Below are 18523 nucleotides of genomic sequence, written 5' to 3' on the forward strand. Positions count from 1 at the left end.
CGCTTTCAACAATCCGTCTCAACTCACCCCGAGGAACCGCATTGCATTCTCGTGCTCGATCATGGCGCGGGCCTCGGGCGTCAGGAACTCACTCTTACGAACCACGCTTCCCACCGGTCGCTCGCCGAGGGGATACGGATAGTCACTACCGACGAGTACCCGTTCGGAACCCATCGTATCGACGAGCAGTCGAAGGGCTCGCTCGTCGAATACGACGGAATCGACGTAGAACCGGTCCACATATTGGGAGGGTGGCTTGGCCGACGTGCCGATGATGTCGTGACGGCGGTGCCACGCGTTGTCGACGCGACCGAGCCAGAATGCGAAGGACCCACCGCCATGAGCGAACGCGATTCGCAGACCCTCGTCAATCCGGTCGAATCCTCCGCCCAGAATCAGCGAGAGAATCGACAAGTGGGTCTCGGCCGGCATTCCTGCGAGCCACTGGGCCATCCACCGGTCCAAGCGTGGCGAGTTTGCCATGTCCCACGGATGCACGAACACCGGAACCGACAGCGAGGCGCAGTGCTGCAGGAAGGTCACTATCCCATCGCTGTCGAGATCGCGATCACCGACGTGATTACCGATCTCGACGCCGCGGTGCCCATTTTCGACACACCGTTCCAATTCGCGGCATGCGGCATCCGTGTCCTGCAGGGGGACTTGGCAGAACGGAATGAGCCGATCCGGTGCCGGTTCGACGATCGTGAGAGCCAGGTCGTTGAAGATGCGCGCGATCCGCTCGGCTTCTTCGGGCGTACGTCCGTAATTGAAGAAAGCGGGGGTGGGGGAGACGACCTGTGCCCGGACACCGTCCGCATCCATGTCACGCAGTCGCACTTCGTAATCCCACGCATCGGACTGGATACGGCGGAACTCACGCGTACCCATCATGATGATTGCGTCGGATTCGCTTTCGACCCGAAGCCACGGTGCGTCGACCCCGGCGTCGGCACTCAGGTCGGGCCACCCCTTCGGAACGTAATGGGTGTGTACGTCGATGATGTCGCTCATGTCATCCCTTTCCGGGATGCAGTGCGCCGCAGGTACTGCAGGTCCGCGCGGTCTCGTCGTTATAGAAATCGACGAACACGGGCGGCAGGTCCGCAACGATGTCACGTACCTGCAGTTCGACTTCGTGGATGAGAGCATCGCACTCGAGGCAGTACCACTGGAACTTCTCTAGTGTTCCTTCGCGCCGTACACGCTCGATTACGAGTCCGATGCCTTCGGTGGGGCGCTGAGGCGAATGGGGGATGTTTCCGGGGAGCAGCCAGGATTCGCCCTCGCGAATGTGCACCGCGCGAGTGCCCTCCTCGGTCATGACATTGACGTGGATATCGCCTTCGATCTGGAAGAACCACTCCTCGTATGGATCCACGTGGTAGTCGGTGCGCTGGTTGGGACCACCGATGACCTGCACGATGAAGTCGTCCCCGAGAGCCATGGTCTGGTTGTTCACCGGCGGAGCGAGGAGGTGCCGGTTGTCGGCGATCCACTTGTGGAAGTCGATGACGGGCGGAATGGTTGTCATGGCGTTCTCTTTCGGTTCAGTGGTGACGGGCGCCAGGTAGATGGGCTACTGCTTGCATCTCGATGAGCAGGTGCGGATGGGGCAGCTGGTGCACTGCCACGGTCGTCCGTGTCGGGCCTGCTTCGTCGAGCATTTCGGCGTAAACCTCGTTGTATCCGCCAAAGTCGTTCATCGACACGAGGTAGGTAGTGACCTGGACGAGGTCGGTAAGGTCGGCTCCGACCTCCGCGAGAATTGCCTGGATATTGCTGATAACCGCGCGCGTCTGGGCGCGGATATCGAGGCGTGTCGTGCCCATCTCGTCTACCTCGACACCTATGAAAGTGTTGTCGGGCCGACGAGAGCTGGTGCCGGAGACGTAAACGAAATCGCCGGCGACCTTGACGTGGGGGAACCTACCCCGAGGTGTGGCGAGCCCCTCGATCACTCGTGCGTTCCCGGTCATGCGATTCCCTTCAGGCTCACGGTTCCCAAACCTTCCACTTCACATTCGACGCTGCCTGTCGTCAGCGGTGTTGCCGCAGTTGCGGCTCCGGCCAGCACCACATACCCGGCGCGCAACGGAATCTGCCGACGTCGTGCGATTTCCAACAACTCGCGGACGGCATTGGCCGGGTCGTCGAGGACAGCGTTCGTCGAGCCTTCCACGACGGTGCCGGATGTGGAGAGGCGGACAGCGCGATTGCTGACATCCTGCAGCGGATGCCACGGCCCGATGACGTAAGCTGCTGCGGAGGTGTTGTCCGCCACCACGTCGGTGTAGGTGAAACGGAAATCCCGATACCGTGAATCGATGATCTCCATCGCGGGAGCGACAGCATCTACGTATGCGGCAATATTCGGCATAGGTCCGTCGAAGTCGATATCGGCGGAGATGCGGTACGCGATCTCGGGTTCGATCTTCGGGTGGATGAAGCGCGAGAGGTCTACGCTCTCGCCGTCGGCGACCTCCATGGCGTCCGTGAGTCGCCCGACGATGATTTCCGATACGCCCATCTGGGCCATTTTCGCTCGGCTGGTGAAGCCGAGTTTGACGCCGACCAGATTCTCTCCCCGTGCACATCGACGGGCGACGAGTTCTTCCTGGATTGCGTAGGCGGCGTCGACGTCGATGTCGATGTCGTCTGCCAAGCTGTTCGTTTCGATGCGGTCCTGCTCAGCCGAGTCCAGGCGGGCGGCCAGCTCTGTGACAGTGTCCGTGGCCATGTTCATGTGGTTGTCCTTCATCGGTGATTCTCGGTCACAGTTGCACGCAAACGTTGGTCGGTTCGGAATAGAAGTGGAGTGAGGACTCCCCCCCTTCTCGTCCGATCCCCGAGAGTCCCATCCCGCCGAACGGAGATCGAAGTTCGCGGGTGAACCAGGTGTTGACCCACGAGATGCCCACGTGCATCTTCTGGGCGACGCGGTGGCCTCGACGGAGGTCGTTCGTCCACACGGCTGATGCGAGCCCGTATTCCGTGTCGTTCGCGAGTGCGATCGCTTCGTCTTCGGTGTCGAACGGTACGAGTGCTGCCACGGGACCGAAAACCTCTTCTCGGAGTATGCGGTCGGTGTTCGTCAGCCCGGTCCACAGTGTCGGTTCGATCCAGGATCCGCCGTCGAGGTCCGGTCCGAGCTCGGGAATGCTGCCCCCGGTCAGTACCTTCGCTCCGGATTCCTCGGCGAGCCGGAGATACCCGAGGACCTTGTCCCGGTGCCCCTGGGAGATCAGCGGACCGGTCGTCGTGTTCGGATCGTTGGGGTCGCCGAGTCGAAGGCTCTCGGCGCGCTCGGCGAGTCCGGCCGCGATGTCGTCGAAGATCGCCCGGTGGACGTACACCCTCTCGGTGCACAGACACACCTGACCGGTATTGGTGAAGATCGACTTTGCCAGCCCGGTCACTGCTTCGTCGATGTTCACATCGTCGAATACGATTGCGGCGTTCTTTCCGCCGAGTTCGAACGAGACCGGACGAACTCGGGGTGCGACCGTTTTCATCACGTGGGCACCGGTCGCTGACGATCCGGTGAAGGTGACACCGTCGATACCCGGATGGGTGGTCAGATATTCACCCGCCGAGTCGGCGCCGAAGCCGTGCACGACGTTGTAGGCACCGGCGGGCAGGCCGGCTTCGGCAAGTACCTCGGCGAGAAGCGTTGCTGTCGAGGGGGTCTCCTCGCTCGGTTTGACCACGATCGCATTGCCGCATGCGAGTGCGGGTGCGACCTTCCACGTCAGCAGGAGCAGTGGGAGATTCCACGGCACGATTACGGCCACGACGCCGAGCGGCTTGCGGACAGCGTAATTGAGGGCTTGTCTTCCGCCTGCAAGATCGGTGAGGAAGGACTCCTGTCCGGCGGCTGCGACGATGTCGGCGAAGGTGCGGAAATTCACGATCGCCCGAGTGACGTCCAGTTCTCGGGCCTGGGTGAGAGGCTTTCCGGTATCGGTCATTTCGGCGGCGACGAACTCGTCGAACCGTTCTTCGATCCGATCGGCGACTCGACGTAGCAGCGCGGTGCGCTCTCGTACGGGAGTGTCGGCCCAGCCGCTGTCCAGTGCGTGGCGCGCCGCGGTGACCGCACGGTCGACGAGAGGGCGGTCTGCTTCGTGGACTCGGGCGACGATCCGGCCCGTCGAGGGGTCGATCTGATCGAACCCGCGTCGGGAATCGGGTTCGACGAATTCGCCGTCGACGAAATTGCGAATCCAACCGTCCTGGATGGGTTTCATGTTTCAATCCTCAGTTCTCGAACGATTACGGGCAAATGCCAATCACGTGATTGCTATGCCCATCTTGTAATAGCAATGGAGAGGGGCCGCAGCCTTTGCTCTTGTCGACGACTCGGCCGATCCGTTCTCCGAACACAGAAGGCGCCCCGAACGAGGGCATCTCGGGTCCGACCGATGTCATCGACCGGGCACTCCGACACGGTGAGGAGGCGTCGTCACTGCAAATCGGTCCCGAGGACTCGGATGCGCTTGTGTCGGCGGCCCGGTTCATCTCGAAATCGGTTCCGGGACAGGGTGAACCTGTCACCGGAAGAAAGTTGCGTGCTTCAGAGGACTACGGCAGCGCGGCCGTTGACGTGCCCGCTCCTCAGGGCATCGAGAGCAGAGGGTAGTTCGTGCAGAGCGAACTCGTGCACGGGAAGCGCCAGTCGGCCCGAGGTGATCAGGTCACACATCATCGGGACGAGCGACGCTTGTTCCTCTCGTCGGCGCATCATGTTCAAGGGTAGTAGCGCCACGTCGTGCAGGAGGAAGTTGGGCAGGTCGAGGCTGACGGCTTCACCGCGTGTGTAGCCGATCAGGACTGCCCGACCTCCCGGCACGACGCCCCCGAGCAGGCTCGCCAGTTGTTGTCCGCCCACAGTATCGATGAGTACGTCGAACATCGGTTTCGATGCAAGACGATCCAGGACATCCGGAGACGACACGAGCGGCTCGACTCCCTGGGGGAGAGTTGCGGCCTTGGCGTGCGTCGAGACGAGTCCGGTGACACTCGCCGCGCCGGCATGGAGGGCGAACTGGCCGGATGCGGCGCCCACGGCACCCGACGCTCCGGTGACGAGCACCCGTTCGCCGGGTGTTATCCGAGCGACACCCGTGACCGCGAGGTAGCCGGAGGTGGAGGGGGAGAGGAAAGTGGCTGCTGCGGCTGGAGGTAGAGACCGGGGCAACTCCATGAGTGCGGTATCAGGGGCTGCCACGTACTCGGCCCAGCATCCGGGCCGGTCGACGCCCACCCCCCCGCCACGGACCAACACGCGTACTCCCGGTTCGAATCGATCGGATTCGACGATGGTCCCGACTGCGTCGGTCCCCCCGATGTGGGGGAGGCGGGGCGGAACCGAGAATCGGCCCGACGCGATGGTCACGTCCAGGTGGCCGACCGCGGCGGCCGCCACTTCGACCAGAGATTCGTTCGCTCCAGGGTGAGGGACTTCGGTCTGCTCGATCCGTGGGGACTGCCCGTAGCGGTGGAGTAGGGCGGCTCGCATGGAGTGCACTATTTCAGCGTCAGTGCGACATCGACGTTGTTCCGGACTGCCTTGGAATACGGGCACTTCTGATGTGCGCCCTCGACCACGGTGCGTGCAACGTCCTCGTCGACTCCGGGCATGTTCACCACGAGCTCGACCGAGAGACCGAACCCCTCACCGTGATCCGCGATCGTGACTCGCGCGGTCACCGTGGGGTCGGTGAGCCGCACCTTGTGCACGCGCGCAACGGACGACAATGCCGACAGGAAACAACCGGCGTATCCGGCAGCGAAGAGTTGTTCCGGATTGGATCCGCCGCCGGCGCCCCCCAGTTCGACAGGGATGCCGAGAGCGACGTCGACCAGTCCGTCGTTCGAAGCGACACGGCCGTTTCGGCCGTTGCCGTCTGCGGTTGCCTCTGCGGTGTATTCCATCACAGTCACTTCAGTTCCTTCCGATCAGAGTGAGAAGTTCTTCCACTGCACGTGGAGTGGCTCGGGCGAATGTGCCTCCGCGCGAGACGGGTGTGCCGGTTGCCCGCGCAACGCTGACCGCGAGCTCTGCCTGTCGCACGGCGAGGTAGGTGGGATTGGCAACCATGGCGCCGTCCAACTGCAGGTCGGTGTCGGTGGCGCTCAGCAATGCGAACAATCCTCCTGCGGACATCACTACTTCGACGCCGCTCTCACGGACCATGGCCTGTGCCGCGTCGAGGAACATCTTTTTGATTGCGTCGTATCCGGCCGGATCATCGTATGCAGCTACTGCCTCGTCGGGGGTGATCTGCATGCATCGGACGTCGACAACTCTCGATTCGAGTCCGTACCGACGAATCTGTTCGTGATGCCACGGGAGGTAGACGGGGTCGATGGAGACGATCCCGACCCGTCCACCGAGCATGCATGCTTGATGCATGCTGGCTTCGCCGTGTCCGATGACCGGGATGTCGACGGCGGTCCGTGCCTCGAACAGGCCCGCGTCCTGGAAGTGCCCGACGAGTACCGCGTCGAACCCCTCCCGTTCCGCTTCGACGATGCCGGCGATGGACTGGACACTGCACCGTAGCTCACTCAGACGTCCCAGCTGAGTGTCTGCGGGGCTGATTCCGCGGACCTCGAACGAGACACCCGGTGCGGCGATCCCGGCAAGGTAGTCGGCCAGCCGAGAGAGATACGGCTGGTGGAGGGCCGGGTCCGTGTAGCTCTGATACAGAATACGTACGGGGGCGTGTGCTGACATGGTGACTTCCTTTCTCTTTTGCCGAATCGGGAAGAGACCCTGGTGTTCCGGCGATCGGACGGTCAGTCCGGTGGTAAGGAGAAGATTCTGGTGAGGTGGGTGTGCGAGTTCATTCGCGTCGCCGGATCTCCGGCGTCATACATGTCGTGTGTCTTTCCCGGAGGTTCTGCAAGATAGGGGTGGTCGACGAACCACGAGTCGACCCAGACGGTGTCGGCGTCGATCGTTCGAGCGAGGTCGTGACCCCGCTCGGGAGCCCTTGTCCATATCGAGGTCCAGAGACGGCCCTCTCCGCAGAAGGCGCGCCGATTCAATTCACGCTCGTCGTCGAACGGTACGAGGATCGCGGTAGGCCCGTCGATGCGCTGGAACGCTCGGGCTCGGGGCAGATCGTCCGCCGCCCAGAGAGTCGGCCGAATCCAGAAGCCGTCACGCAGGTCGCGGGGTACGTCGGTCGGGTCGTGTTCCGTGATGCGTTTCGATCCGGATGTTGCTGCGCGATCGAAAGCGTGGACTACCGCTTCGTAGTGTGGTCGCGAGATGAGCGGTCCGAAGTCCGCGCCGGCATGTTGGCTGTCGAGGATCTCCGTCAGGCGACTGCACATCTCGTCGTACACGGACCGGTCGATATACACGCGATCGACGCTTGCATCGGACTGGCCGGACTTGAACGCAATCGATCTCGCGATGCTCCCGGCCGCGGCAGCGATGTCGGCATCCGCGCATACGATCGCGACGCAGGTGACCCGCTCCGGTGTCCCTGACGCCGACCGGTGTCGCAGCCGTCGTCCTTCCTCCTGCAGGATGCTGCGTACTCTGTGATGTTTGGACAACCGTTCCGATGCCGCCCCTGTATCGAACCCGTGCACGACGTTGTAGACGCCGGCCGGCAGACCGGCTTCGGTGGCAATTCCGGCCAGCAACGTCGCGGTCCCCGGTGTATCGACCGCCGGTTTCACGACAGCGGTGTTTCCCGCGGCGAGAACGGGAGCGAGGCCGGAGGCCAGGGACAGGAGTGGTAGACGCCACGAGGGAAACACCCCGACCACACCCAGCGGTTTGCGGATCTGGTAGGTCGCAGGACGGCGGCCGGGCGTAACGTGCGAAATCGCAGTGGCGAGTGCGTCGGCACAGGCACGAAACTGTGCGGCGGCGTGGACGATGTCGAACTCGGTTACATGGCTCGACGGTTGTCCGGTATCCGTGACCTCCGCAGCGACCAGGGCATCGGAATGATCTTCGATAGCTGCGGCGACAGCGTAGAGGATTCCGCACCTCTCGACGCTGTCGATTCGACCCCATGCTCGGTCGAATATGTCGTGCGCCTCGTCCACAGCACGGTCGGCGAGGCGTACATCGGCCTCGTGTACCCAGGCTGCGGGTTGTCCGGTGGCCGGGTCGATAGCAGCGAATGCCCCTGTCCCATCCACGAATCGACCGCCGATGTAGTTCTTGTACTCGAGCACTCGATTACCTCCTGCGAATGATGTGGACCTGGTGAGTCGCTGATGTGGACGAGTGACCGTCAGGGTGCGCTGACACGAATACGGGCGGATTCTCGGTCCCAGACGGCGGCGTCGGCTCCGAGTTTGCGAAGAACGTTCTTGTTCACCTTCCCGTTCTCCGTGAGGGGGAGCGCCTGGTGCACCGAGAAGAATCGAGGGATGGCAAAGTAGGCCAGGCGGGGCTCGCAGAATGCAGTGACTTCCTCGAAGTCGAGTCTCACGCCCGGTTCGACCACCACGGCGGCCATCACCTCGTCCTCGCCGAGTTCCGACTCGACGGCGAAGACGGCAGCGTCGTCGATGTTCGGATGTAGGCGCAGTACCTGCTCCACCTCGACCGACGAAATATTCTCGCCTCGTCGACGAATGACGTCCTTGATCCGATCGACGAAGCGAACCCAGCCGTCGGCGTCGATCGCCACGCGATCACCGGTGTGGAACCACAGGTCTTGCCAGGCTTCCACCGTAGCTTCGGGCATTCGGAAGTACCCCGATGCGAAGGCGAACGGTTGTTCGCTGCGAAGAAGCAGTTCCCCGGGAGTTCCGGGTTCGACTTCCAGACCGTGCTCGTCGACGACTCGGGCGACGAAGCCGGGCTGGATCCGTCCCATGTATCCGGCCCTCTGCTCGGTGCGGGACGAGGAGATGATCGCGTTGGTTTCAGTAGAGCCGTATCCGTCGATCAGGGTCACTCCGAAACGCTCTCGGAAAGGGGTGAGCAGCTTTGCCGGTGTGGCGGGAGAGAGGGCAGCGCGGACATTGTGTGCTCGATCGGCGGAGCTTTCGGGCTTGCTGCAGAGAATGCTCACCATCGCACCCAACAGGTAGGTGAACGTGGCGTTGTTCTGCGCTGCATCGACCCAGAACCGGGAGGCCGAGAAGCGGGGGCCCACGGCGTAGCATGCGCCTGCCACCAGCGCCTGGCTGAACGCATTGAGTGCGTTGGTGTGGAAGAGGGGGAGACAGGTGTAGAGAGTGTCCTCGGATGTGATGCCGAGCTGAGCGGTGACATTGCAGCCCCACCAGTAGAACTGGGCATGAGGGCAGACGACGCCCTTGGAAACGCCCGTGGTGCCGGAGGTGTACAGAATCACCGCCGGATCGCCGAGTTCGGGGCGAATCGGATCAATCTGTTCCGTAGCTGTGGGCAACGATACGGTCCGCCACGGGAGATCGTCGTGACCTGGGCGGGAGTCGATCAGCCAGACGTCGGTCACATCCTCCAGCGGCGCGATGGCCTGCACATGCTCGATGAGCGCGGATTCGATGACCAGCAGACGTGCCTGGGAGTTGCTGAGGACCTGATGGAGTTGGGTGCCGCGCGCCGCCGTATTGATGGGGACGGCCACGGCCCCGATCCATGCGCAGCCGAGAATGAGGTCGAGCAACTCGATTCGGTTCGAGGACATCAGCGCCACTCGATCCCCTCGGTGCACGCCGTGACTGTGCAGCATGTGCCCGGTTCGGGCCACTGCTTCGCGCATCTCCGCTGCAGTACGGCGGGTCTCACCGAAGATGAGGGTGGGAGCGTGTGGGGTCAATCGTGCTCGAAGGCTCAACATGCCCGGCAACGTCATGTCGGTCGGGCTCAGATCGTCGGGAAATCGATTGCTGTTCACTGGATGTAGGTTTCCTTTCACTGCAGACCGGGGGTACGGGCCGGCACGAAACCGGCCGGATCGGCACCGTCGGTGATCGTGTGGTTCAGTGCCACCACCGCGCCGGGACGCAGGTCGGTCGGCGTCAATCGGGCGATGACGCACAGGCGCGGCCCGCACCGTACGGTGCCGATGGCCACGTCGGCGGCGGTCCGGACCACATCCTCGACGGTGCCGGAATCGATCTCGACGTCGGCGAAACTCGCTTCCCCGCATGCGGGACAGACGAGGCGATACGGGAAATAGTGTTCGCCGCAGTTCCGGCAGGACTGAACGATGATGCTCATGCCGCCTCCAGAATCGCCACATTGGCACAGGATCCGTGCCTGTAGAGCACCATGCCGTAGCCGCTGACGACACCGATTCGGGCGTCGACCTGCCGACCCGGTGCCCGTCCGTGAAGTTGGCGCGCGACTTCGACGAGCCCGTGCATGCCTCCGGCGGACCCGGCCTGGCCGGCGGAGAGCTGACCGCCGGAGGTGTTCACGGGAAGATCGCGGGTCGCAATTCGCTCGGCGATGAACTTGCTCGTGTCCTCGTCCGGGGTCAGGAACCCCAGATCTGCGAGTTGGGCGACGACCATGGAGGGATAGTCGTCATAGACGCTCACCACATCCGCATCGTTCGGCTCCACGCCGGCGAGGTCCCACGCTCGTGGTCCGACAGCGGCGAGACCTGTAACCAGTCCGTCGCCGAGCTGGTCATCGCTGTTGTACGACGTGGTGACGGCCAGGACACGAGCGCGGGGCCCACCCTTCGCGGCGCGATGTTCGGCAACGACCACGACCGCATCTGCGCCCGTCACCGGAGGTACGCAGTCGTATCGTCCGAGGGGGCCGGCGACCATCGGGGCGTTCAGGTACTCGTCGAGAGTCAACGGGTCACGATATACAGCACCAGGATTGGCGCTCGCCCAGGTCCGTTGTGTTGTGGCGATCCTTCCGTAGTCCACTCGCTCGAGACCCAAGGTCTGCATCTGACGTGTCGTCTGCAGCGCGAACAGTGCGTTGGGTCCCGACATCGGCAGCGGTGCCAGATGTTCTTCGGTCGCCCGGTTGTACGTGGCAACGAGCCGTTCGTGCGCTGCTTTGTCCATCACGTCACCGGCAGCAAGAACGACGACGGAGGCGTCACCCGCTTCGATCGCACGTACGGCGTGTTGGAGCATTCCGCCTGCGCTCGCACCCCCATTGGTGTCCTGCATCAACCACGTCAGGCGAAGACCCATTCGCCAAGCGAGGTCGACAGCATGATCGGGCCCGAGGGTGAAGCTCGAGACTCCGAAACCGTCTACGTCACGGATGGACAGACCTGCGTCCGCGAGTGCGCGCAGGACAGCGTCGGCGATGACCGATCCGGTGGTGGTCCCTGGCGGGGCGTGCCGTGTGTAGGGGGACTCTCCAGTTCCCACTACGAGTGCTGTGCCGCTCAAAATGATGTCCTTGCTTGTGGATCGACGTGATGAGGTGACGTGATGAAGTGAGGAAGCCGGCGCAGTTACAGCGATCGATACATTTTGTCGGCGCTGAACGATTCCTTGACGATGCCCACTTCCACCATGAGGTCGATCACGGATTGGACGTCCTCGGCGTCGTACTCGGTGACGTACTCCGGCAGATTCATGTTTCGCGCGGTGTCCTCGTCCATGTCCGAGAACCGAGGCAGCGTTTCTGCAGCTACTGCGTGAGGATCGAGCTCGATGTCTTCGACGGCCCTTGCAAGCGCCGCGCGGAAGGCACGAATGGCGTCGGGATTGGTTTCGATCACTTTCTCCGACGTGGCGAAGAGACCCTGCGGGCCGTTCTGGTATGCGATGGAGCGCAGATCGACGGTCTCGAGGGCGGAACTCAGTGTCGGCTCGGTGATGAATGCCGCGTCGACGTCGCCGGCTGCAAGGGCGGTAGCCATGTTCGCCTGAGGAAGCTCGACGAAGTCGACCTGGTTGTAATCCAAACCTTCGGAGAGGAGAACGCCTCGGAGGAAGATGTCGCCCACGGATCCGAGGGAGGGGGTAGCGACCTTCTTGCCCAGCAGGTCTGCTGCCGTGGCGGCGGAGGAATCACTCCGTACGTAGATGCCGCCCTTGTAATCGTCTGTTCCATCGATGCCTGTTGCAGCGATCGTGACGGGCAGACCGGAGTCGACTGCTTTGATGATCGACGGGTAGGACACCAGCGCGAGGTCGGTGCTGCCGGAGATCAACGCATTGATCGTAGTCGCCCCGTTGGCTGCCGGGGTCAGTTCGATCTCGAGATCGTTGTCTGCGAAGTAGCCCTTCATCTGGGCGACGTACACCGGCAGAGAATCTCCGACGGGAGGGATGGACAGCGTCATGCGGGTGATGCCGTCTTCGGAGGGGGCCCCGGAGGAGGAGGTCTCGCCCCCGCAGGCGGCGACGGTGCCGGCCAGTGCGAGGGTGGCCACGGCCGCGCACACTCGTGCGAATCGTGTCTTCATGTGTTCTCCAGGTTCCGGTCGAGGGGGGAACTTCGGGGGGTGTGACGGGCTCAGACTTCGACGTGCAGGCCGCCGGGACACGCTTGCCGGATGAGGCGGGCGACTTCGCCGCGGGTGGTGACGAACAGTTCCTCTTCGCGAGTGCGGATCTGGTCGCGGGGGAAATCGAGCGGGATACGCAGGTCCGCGGTCTTGACTGTCGGTGCTTTGCTCAGCGAGACGACCCGAGTGCTCAGGTAGACGCTCTCGTCGACGTCATGCGTGACGAACAGGATCGTCATGTCGTATCGATCGCGTACCCGTAGGAGAAGGTCTTCGAGGTCCGATCGTGTCTGGGCGTCGACGGATGCGAACGGTTCGTCCATCAGTAGCAGTTTCGGCTGCATCGCGAGAGCCCGGGCGATTGCGACACGTTGCTGCATACCGCCGGACAGTTGCCACGGGTAGCGTTCCTCCATTCCCTCGAGTCCGACGGCGGCGAGGGATTCGGCTGTGCGGGCGCGTCGTTCGGATTTTCCGACGATTCCGAGCAGGGGGAATTCGACGTTGGCTCCAACTCTTCGCCAGGGAAACAGTGAAGCGCGGTAGTCCTGGAAGACCATCGCGAGTCCTTCGGGAACGCCGTCGATCACCCGTCCTCCGAGTGAGATGGTGCCGCCTGTCGGTTTGAGGAGGCCGGAGAGGGTGCGCAGGAGAGTGGTCTTGCCGCAGCCCGACGGTCCGACGATCGAGACGAACTCGCCGTCGTCGACCGAGAACGACAGCCCGTTCAGGACACGCTGTTCACCGCGGTCGGTGTGGTAGGTGTGGCTGAGGTTATCGACCTCGAGCAATGCGTTAGCCATGTTTGTGTTCCGATCAGTTGTCGATGGCCATGCGAAGGCGGTGCCAGTCCAGGAGGGAATGCTCGATACGTACGAGCAGGAGGTTGGACAGATAGCCGAGGAGCGAGAGGGCGACGATGTAGGACCACATCGTCAAGAACTCGAACGAGCGCTGTGCTTGGGACAGACCGAAACCGATGCCGTCCGACGCAGCGTAGAGTTCCGATGCGATCAGCAGGATGATACCGAGTGATGTCGACACTTTGATGCCGGCGAAGATGCCCGTGCTCGCCGAGGGCAGGATCACCCGGAACAGCATTCCTGTCCGGCTGATGCGGGTCGATCGTGCGGCGTCCTCGAATCCTTCGGGTACCTGGCGTACGGCGCTGTACGTGTTGAACAGGACGGGCCAGATCGCGCCGAAGGTGATCAGGCCGATCCTCATCGCGGAACCGGTTCCTATCAGCACCAGGGCCAGGGGTAGGAGAACCGGGCCGGGCAGGCCGCGCATGAAATGTAGAAGGGGTTCGATGGTCATCGCCAGCACGGGAATCCGGCCGAGAAGTACTCCCAAGGTGATGCCCACTACCCATGCGATCGCCAATCCGACCAGGAGCCGTCCGATGCTGGGAAGGATGTCGGAGTAGAACGAGTCGGTGAGGATGCCGTGTGACAATCCCGCGGAGAACCAACGGTCGTAGACGTTGCCGAAGATGTCGATCGGCGTGGGGAAGTACGGGGATCGGGCACTGGCAGCCCCCAGTTGCCAGACGAGAAGAAGTACGGCGGCCGCAGTCCATCCGAGTGCCGCATTCGACCATCGGGAGACAGTGGTCGAACTCAGTGTGGTCGTCATCCTTCATCCCTTCGTGCCCAGGACGCGTACTTCGTTTCGAGGACGCTCACGATTGCATTGATGACCAGGCCCAAGAGGCCGGCGATGATGACACCGGCGCAGACGGAGTCGATGCCCTGAGGCAGCATGCTCTGTAGTAGGAGCCACGAGCCCAGACCGGTGGTGCTTCCGCCGATGAACTCGGCGCCGATGCAGAGGATCAGGGCGATGGATACTGTTACGCGCACACCCGTGAGTACGGACGGGACGGCCGATGGCCATACCACTCGATATGCCACGAGCGCGGGGGACCACCCGAAGGATCGGGCGGTGGCTCGTGCGACACCATTGGTCGAGTGAACACCGTGGATGGTATTCACTAGCAACGGAAATACGCAGCCGAGAGCCACGACTGCGGACTTCATCTCCAAGCCTTGTCCCGCCACCAGGACGAGGAGAGGTACCAGACCGATAGGGGGCAAAGGTCGTACCAGCTCGACGATGGTCGAGGTAGCAGCGTAGACGCGATTTGAAAGGCCGAGGAGCAGTCCGAGAGGCACCGCGATGAACAGTGCGATGGCGTATCCGACGAGCGCCGCCCAGAGGGTGTAACCGATCTGCGTCAGAAAGGCGGGGTCGGTGAGCAGTTCGGCGGCCCGCGCCAAGGTCGTCGATGCGGGGGGGAGTGCGTCACGGGGGAGCAGGTGCAGGCGGGCGACGAGTTCCCAGAGTGTGAGGAAACCGAGCACTCCGATCGTGCCCCAGAACAGATGGGTGAGGTTCGTCCTGCGGAGGAAGCGGTCCTGCGAGGACGTACTGAGTGTCACCGGCAGAGTAGGGGTGATCTCCGTCGTGCTGGTCACTGGGTGCCCCCTGAATATCGTGGTGAAATGGGTGGGAGGGCGTGCTGTCCCTCCTCGATGACGCGTCTCATCGCATCGGTTCCGCTCAGTGACCGAATGCTTCTTGGAGCCACCATGAGCCCTCCCGAGAGACGATCTTGGCGTCGATTACGAGCGGGCGGTCGGGATCTGCTGCAAGCCAGGATTCGACGGGGTGCAGGTCGGTCACATTCCGGACGGTGGCCGCCTCGCAGCCGTAGCCGCGTGCGATCGCAGCGATGTCGGTGTCGGGGAATGTCACCGAGTCGAGAGGCGGTCCGTCCGTTCCGAAGTGGTGAACCTCAGCGCCGTACATGGAGTCGTTGTATACGACGACGAGCAGCGGAAGCTTCAGTCGAACTGCAGTTTCCAACTCGGAGATGCCCATGAGGAATCCGCCGTCTCCGCACGCCACGACGGGCAGACGATGAGGTTGTGCCAGTGCCGCACCCAACCCGGTTGCAAGGCCGAGTCCGACCGACTGGAATGCCTGGGTGAAGCAGAATCCGTACTCGTCGGGCACATCGAGGTACATGCTCGGGTAGCCGAGGAAGTTCCCGGAGTCCACGGACACGATCCGCTCGGTCGGGAGCATGGTGTTCAACGTGGCCGACAGGGTTCGAGGATCGATGAGTCCATCACCGGATTCGTCGTCGAACGCAACCTGGTTCCACCGCAGCCCTGTTTCGATGCGGCTCTTGACCTCGGCGGTGCGGTAGCCCTCACGATGAGTCATACCCTTCGCCTCGAGCCATGCCGACGTGGCCTCGGCGGTTTCGGCAACCCCGCCGAACAATCCGAGCGTGACGTCGCGGTGCCGGCCGATCGCGGTGGGGTTCGTGTCGACCTGTACGACGGAAGCGTCTTCTGCGATCAGCTTGCCGTGTCGCATCGTCCACATGTTGAGGGCGCAACCGAACCCGACAATGAGGTCGGCACCTGCGATCAGCTCGGCGGTGAGGGGGGAGCTGAAGCCACCCGAGACGTCGATGCTCCACGGGTCGTCATTGAACATCCCTCGGGCGACTGCTGAAGTGGCTACCAGGGCGCCGGCCTGCTCGGCCAGCACCTGGACGGCTTCCTTGGACCCGCGAGATCGGCTGCCGCGACCGGCCACGAAGACCGGCCTTTCGGCAGAGAGGATGAGCTCAGCGAACCGTGCAACCTCGTCCGATGCGGGCTGGGGCGCGGCGGCACGAACGTAGGTGCGCTTTGCGGTGTTGCCCTGAAAGAGCATGTCCTGCACGTCCAGCGGAACGTTGAGCACGACGGTGCGCTGACCGTCCCGGCACAGATTGAAAGCGCGTGTGACGTCGTCCAATGCGGTCAACGGGGACCGGACACGCATCGACACTGCGCCGACACCGTTGCCGATTCCTTCCTGATCGATGAAGAAGTTCGAGGTCGGTTCGGTGGCCTCGGCCGTCAGGACCAGCAGGGGAGTGTTGCTCTTCGCCGCCTCTGCGATCCCGGTGATCGCGTTGGTGTAACCGCAGCCCTGATGCAGGGACAGCACTCCGACCTCACCCGACATGCGCGCGTACGCATCGGCCATCGTGGCGGCACCGCCTTCGTGGCGGGCTGCGACGAAGCGGGCGCCCCGTTCGATCATGGCATTGGTGAAGTGGAAGTTTCCGCTACCCACGACTCCGAAGACCGTGGACACGCCCATGTCTGCGAGGGCGTACCCGATTGCGTCTCTTACCAGCATTGTTATTCGGTCTCCTTCGATGTTTCGCCTTCGATCAGTGCGAGGATGCGCGCTGGGCTCCCAGAGCCTCCGACGATGCGCAGCGGGGCGACAACGAGGAGGGTGCCGACCGGTGGCAGTCGGTCGAGATTCTGCAACTGGGTGATTCCGTACTTACCGGCTCCCAACAGGAACGAATGCACGGGGAACTCCGGCTCGAACCGGAAGGCCTGACCCGCATCGGTGCCGACCGTCTCGACCCCCAGTCCGATGATCGGGGCTTCGTTGGCAAGCCATTCCGCGCAAGCGGGCGTCACGCCCGGTGTGTGGGGGCCGTTGTCATCGGCATTGATGAAGCGTTCCTGGTGTTGGGATCGAGCAGACCAGCCGGTTCGGAAAAGTAGCCAGCCTGCGGGCAGGGGGCCGAACTCTTCCTGCCACTGCATCACGTCATCGATATCGAGAAGGAAGTCCGGATTCTCGGCAACTTCGGCAGTCTTGTCTATCACCACCGCCGGCGCAACAAGCCTGTCGACCGGTACGGAGGCGACGTCACCGTGGGCCACACCCGTGATCCAGTGGCAGGGCGCGTCGAAATGGGTCCCTACGTGCTCACCGGTGTGAATACCGTTCTGATAGGAAGTCGGACCCCTGTCGTCGTATCTGGCCAACTCCTCCAGTTCGAAACGGGGGATCGGAGCCATGCCCTCGGGCAGTGGGAGAACCGGCGTCGACGACGACAACGGTGCGGTCAAGTCGAGTACCCGAATGTCGGAGCGAGCCAACGAAAGCGCTACAGCGGCCAGTGCGCTCGGGGAAGTGGACGAGAAGCTCATGGACTGATCATGCGAGAGGAGCCAGAGCAAAACCAATGCTAAAGTGCGTTCCGGTATATCCAGGGTGTAATACCGATCACATAATGTTTCGTCAATGTTTCAGAGGAATGACAAGGGATGAATCCACAACGCATGTTCGACGGGCGCCTCAAGATTCGGCACTTGATTCTCCTGACGACGCTGGCCGACGAGGGCAGTATGGTTCGTGCGGCGGAGGTCCTCCGCGTCACTCAACCCGCCATCACCCGTGCCGTACGTGAGGCCGAAGATGTACTGTCGGCGACGCTCTTCGAACGAAAGCCGCGAGGGGTGGCGCCGACAGAACTCGGCGAGATATTCCTCGAGAGCGCGCGGACGGCTTTGAACTCGCTGCGCGCCGCCGCCGAGAGCATCGACGAGATGCAACGGGTCGGTGTGCGCCCGGTACGGGTGGGCACCAATCTGGCCGGTGCGTACTCGTTGTTGCCACAGGCCCTTGTGGCACTCAAACGTGATCACCCCAAGTTGTCGGTTTCGGTCATCGAAGAATTGCCGGAAGATCTGGCTACCTGTCTCGCGCGGGACGAGATCGACCTGGTCGTGGGTCGGCTCGACCCGCAGGGGTACAGCACTGCCACCCACAGCATTCGCCTGTACGACGAACCCGTTCGCGCAGTGGTGAGGCGAGGGCACCCCGCCGCCGATCTCGAGAACCCCGATATTCGCGACTTGCTGGATTATCCGTGGATCCTGCCGGCTCGGCCGACCCAACTACGGCATGAACTGGACGAACTGTTCGCACGCGAAGGGCTGGGCTTGCCTCAGAACATCATCGAGTGCTCGACGATTCTCACCCTCCGGCCGATTCTGATCAGCACCGATGCGATCGCACCGCTACCGATGTTGATCGGGGCGCGCGACGAGCACCTCACGCTACTACCGACCTCTCTCGCGACTGTTCCGCGCTCGATCGGTATCACGATGCCTTCGGATCGCTCATTGAGTGCCAGCGCGCGGAGCTTGATCGATGTATTGATCAGCACAGCAAGGATTATCGCCCGGGACAACGTTCTCGATGTCAACCGAGTGCTCTCGGCCTGAGGGCATAATCGAGGG

At 62.8% G+C, this 18523-nt stretch carries 19 protein-coding genes; 1 reads left to right on the forward strand and 18 read right to left on the reverse strand.

The genetic code is table 11. The annotated features are described in order from the left end of the window. Positions 1-18: 18 nt before the first annotated feature. From A8G18_RS00205 to A8G18_RS00290, 18 genes are all read right to left on the reverse strand, one after another. Complete coding sequence (locus A8G18_RS00205) at positions 19-1014, reverse strand: amidohydrolase family protein (RefSeq protein ID WP_064062264.1); 996 nt, start codon at positions 1012-1014, stop codon at positions 19-21. 1 nt (position 1015) lies between these two features. Beyond that, positions 1016-1534 (reverse strand): 3-hydroxyanthranilate 3,4-dioxygenase, encoded by a 519-nt coding sequence (locus A8G18_RS00210; RefSeq protein ID WP_059381518.1) that lies wholly within the window; start codon positions 1532-1534, stop codon positions 1016-1018. A gap of 16 nt (positions 1535-1550) precedes the next feature. Further along, positions 1551-1979, reverse strand: a complete 429-nt coding sequence (locus A8G18_RS00215; RefSeq protein WP_064062265.1) for a RidA family protein — start codon at positions 1977-1979, stop codon at positions 1551-1553. Beyond that, entirely contained in the window at positions 1976-2746 is a 771-nt protein-coding gene (locus A8G18_RS00220) for a 2-keto-4-pentenoate hydratase (protein WP_202968355.1), read from the reverse strand. Before A8G18_RS00220 ends, A8G18_RS00215 begins: the two co-directional genes overlap by 4 nt. A 28-nt stretch (positions 2747-2774) precedes the next feature. Beyond that, complete coding sequence (locus tag A8G18_RS00225; RefSeq protein ID WP_064062266.1) at positions 2775-4250, reverse strand: 2-hydroxymuconic semialdehyde dehydrogenase; 1476 nt, start codon at positions 4248-4250, stop codon at positions 2775-2777. Positions 4251-4576: 326 nt separating this feature from the next. Then, complete coding sequence (locus tag A8G18_RS00230; RefSeq protein ID WP_064062294.1) at positions 4577-5521, reverse strand: quinone oxidoreductase family protein; 945 nt, start codon at positions 5519-5521, stop codon at positions 4577-4579. 8 nt (positions 5522-5529) lie between these two features. Further along, entirely contained in the window at positions 5530-5937 is a 408-nt protein-coding gene (locus tag A8G18_RS00235; protein ID WP_060651746.1) for an organic hydroperoxide resistance protein, read from the reverse strand. 10 nt (positions 5938-5947) lie between these two features. After that, on the reverse strand, positions 5948-6742 hold the full coding sequence (locus A8G18_RS00240; RefSeq protein ID WP_064062267.1) for an aspartate/glutamate racemase family protein: 795 nt from the start codon (positions 6740-6742) through the stop codon (positions 5948-5950). A gap of 62 nt (positions 6743-6804) precedes the next feature. After that, positions 6805-8208: an aldehyde dehydrogenase family protein gene (locus A8G18_RS23640; protein WP_064062268.1), complete on the reverse strand. Its 1404-nt coding sequence runs from the start codon at positions 8206-8208 to the stop codon at positions 6805-6807. Positions 8209-8267: 59 nt separating this feature from the next. After that, positions 8268-9887, reverse strand: coding sequence for an ATP-dependent acyl-CoA ligase (locus A8G18_RS00250; protein WP_280746490.1), 1620 nt, complete (start codon positions 9885-9887; stop codon positions 8268-8270). Beyond that, positions 9884-10192 (reverse strand): zinc ribbon domain-containing protein, encoded by a 309-nt coding sequence (locus A8G18_RS23275; protein WP_060651742.1) that lies wholly within the window; start codon positions 10190-10192, stop codon positions 9884-9886. Before A8G18_RS23275 ends, A8G18_RS00250 begins: the two co-directional genes overlap by 4 nt. Next, complete coding sequence (locus A8G18_RS00260; protein ID WP_060651741.1) at positions 10189-11337, reverse strand: thiolase family protein; 1149 nt, start codon at positions 11335-11337, stop codon at positions 10189-10191. Before A8G18_RS00260 ends, A8G18_RS23275 begins: the two co-directional genes overlap by 4 nt. A 65-nt stretch (positions 11338-11402) precedes the next feature. Beyond that, positions 11403-12362 carry an ABC transporter substrate-binding protein gene (locus A8G18_RS00265; protein ID WP_064062269.1) on the reverse strand — a complete coding sequence of 320 codons (960 nt, stop codon included), beginning with the start codon at positions 12360-12362 and terminating at the stop codon, positions 11403-11405. A gap of 50 nt (positions 12363-12412) precedes the next feature. Further along, a complete protein-coding gene (locus A8G18_RS00270; RefSeq protein ID WP_115311553.1) occupies positions 12413-13207 on the reverse strand; it encodes an ABC transporter ATP-binding protein in 795 nt (264 codons plus the stop codon). A gap of 13 nt (positions 13208-13220) precedes the next feature. Then, the gene (locus tag A8G18_RS00275; protein WP_060651738.1) at positions 13221-14042 is read right to left on the reverse strand and encodes an ABC transporter permease; all 822 of its coding nucleotides are present in this window, start codon (positions 14040-14042) and stop codon (positions 13221-13223) included. Continuing rightward, on the reverse strand, positions 14039-14884 hold the full coding sequence (locus tag A8G18_RS00280) for an ABC transporter permease (RefSeq protein ID WP_060651737.1): 846 nt from the start codon (positions 14882-14884) through the stop codon (positions 14039-14041). The genes A8G18_RS00275 and A8G18_RS00280 overlap by 4 nt, the downstream gene beginning before the upstream one ends. Positions 14885-14969: 85 nt before the next feature. Then, on the reverse strand, positions 14970-16613 hold the full coding sequence (locus tag A8G18_RS00285; RefSeq protein WP_060651736.1) for a thiamine pyrophosphate-binding protein: 1644 nt from the start codon (positions 16611-16613) through the stop codon (positions 14970-14972). Positions 16614-16615: 2 nt separating this feature from the next. Then, complete coding sequence (locus A8G18_RS00290; protein ID WP_081314485.1) at positions 16616-17428, reverse strand: cyclase family protein; 813 nt, start codon at positions 17426-17428, stop codon at positions 16616-16618. Positions 17429-17545: 117 nt separating this feature from the next. Between A8G18_RS00290 and A8G18_RS00295 the strand changes: the two genes are divergently transcribed. Then, positions 17546-18508 (forward strand): LysR family transcriptional regulator, encoded by a 963-nt coding sequence (locus tag A8G18_RS00295; protein ID WP_060651735.1) that lies wholly within the window; start codon positions 17546-17548, stop codon positions 18506-18508. Positions 18509-18523 lie beyond the last annotated feature (15 nt).

Origin of the sequence: Rhodococcus gordoniae, from assembly GCF_001646655.1 — a bacterium.
GTDB lineage: Bacteria > Actinomycetota > Actinomycetes > Mycobacteriales > Mycobacteriaceae > Rhodococcus > Rhodococcus gordoniae.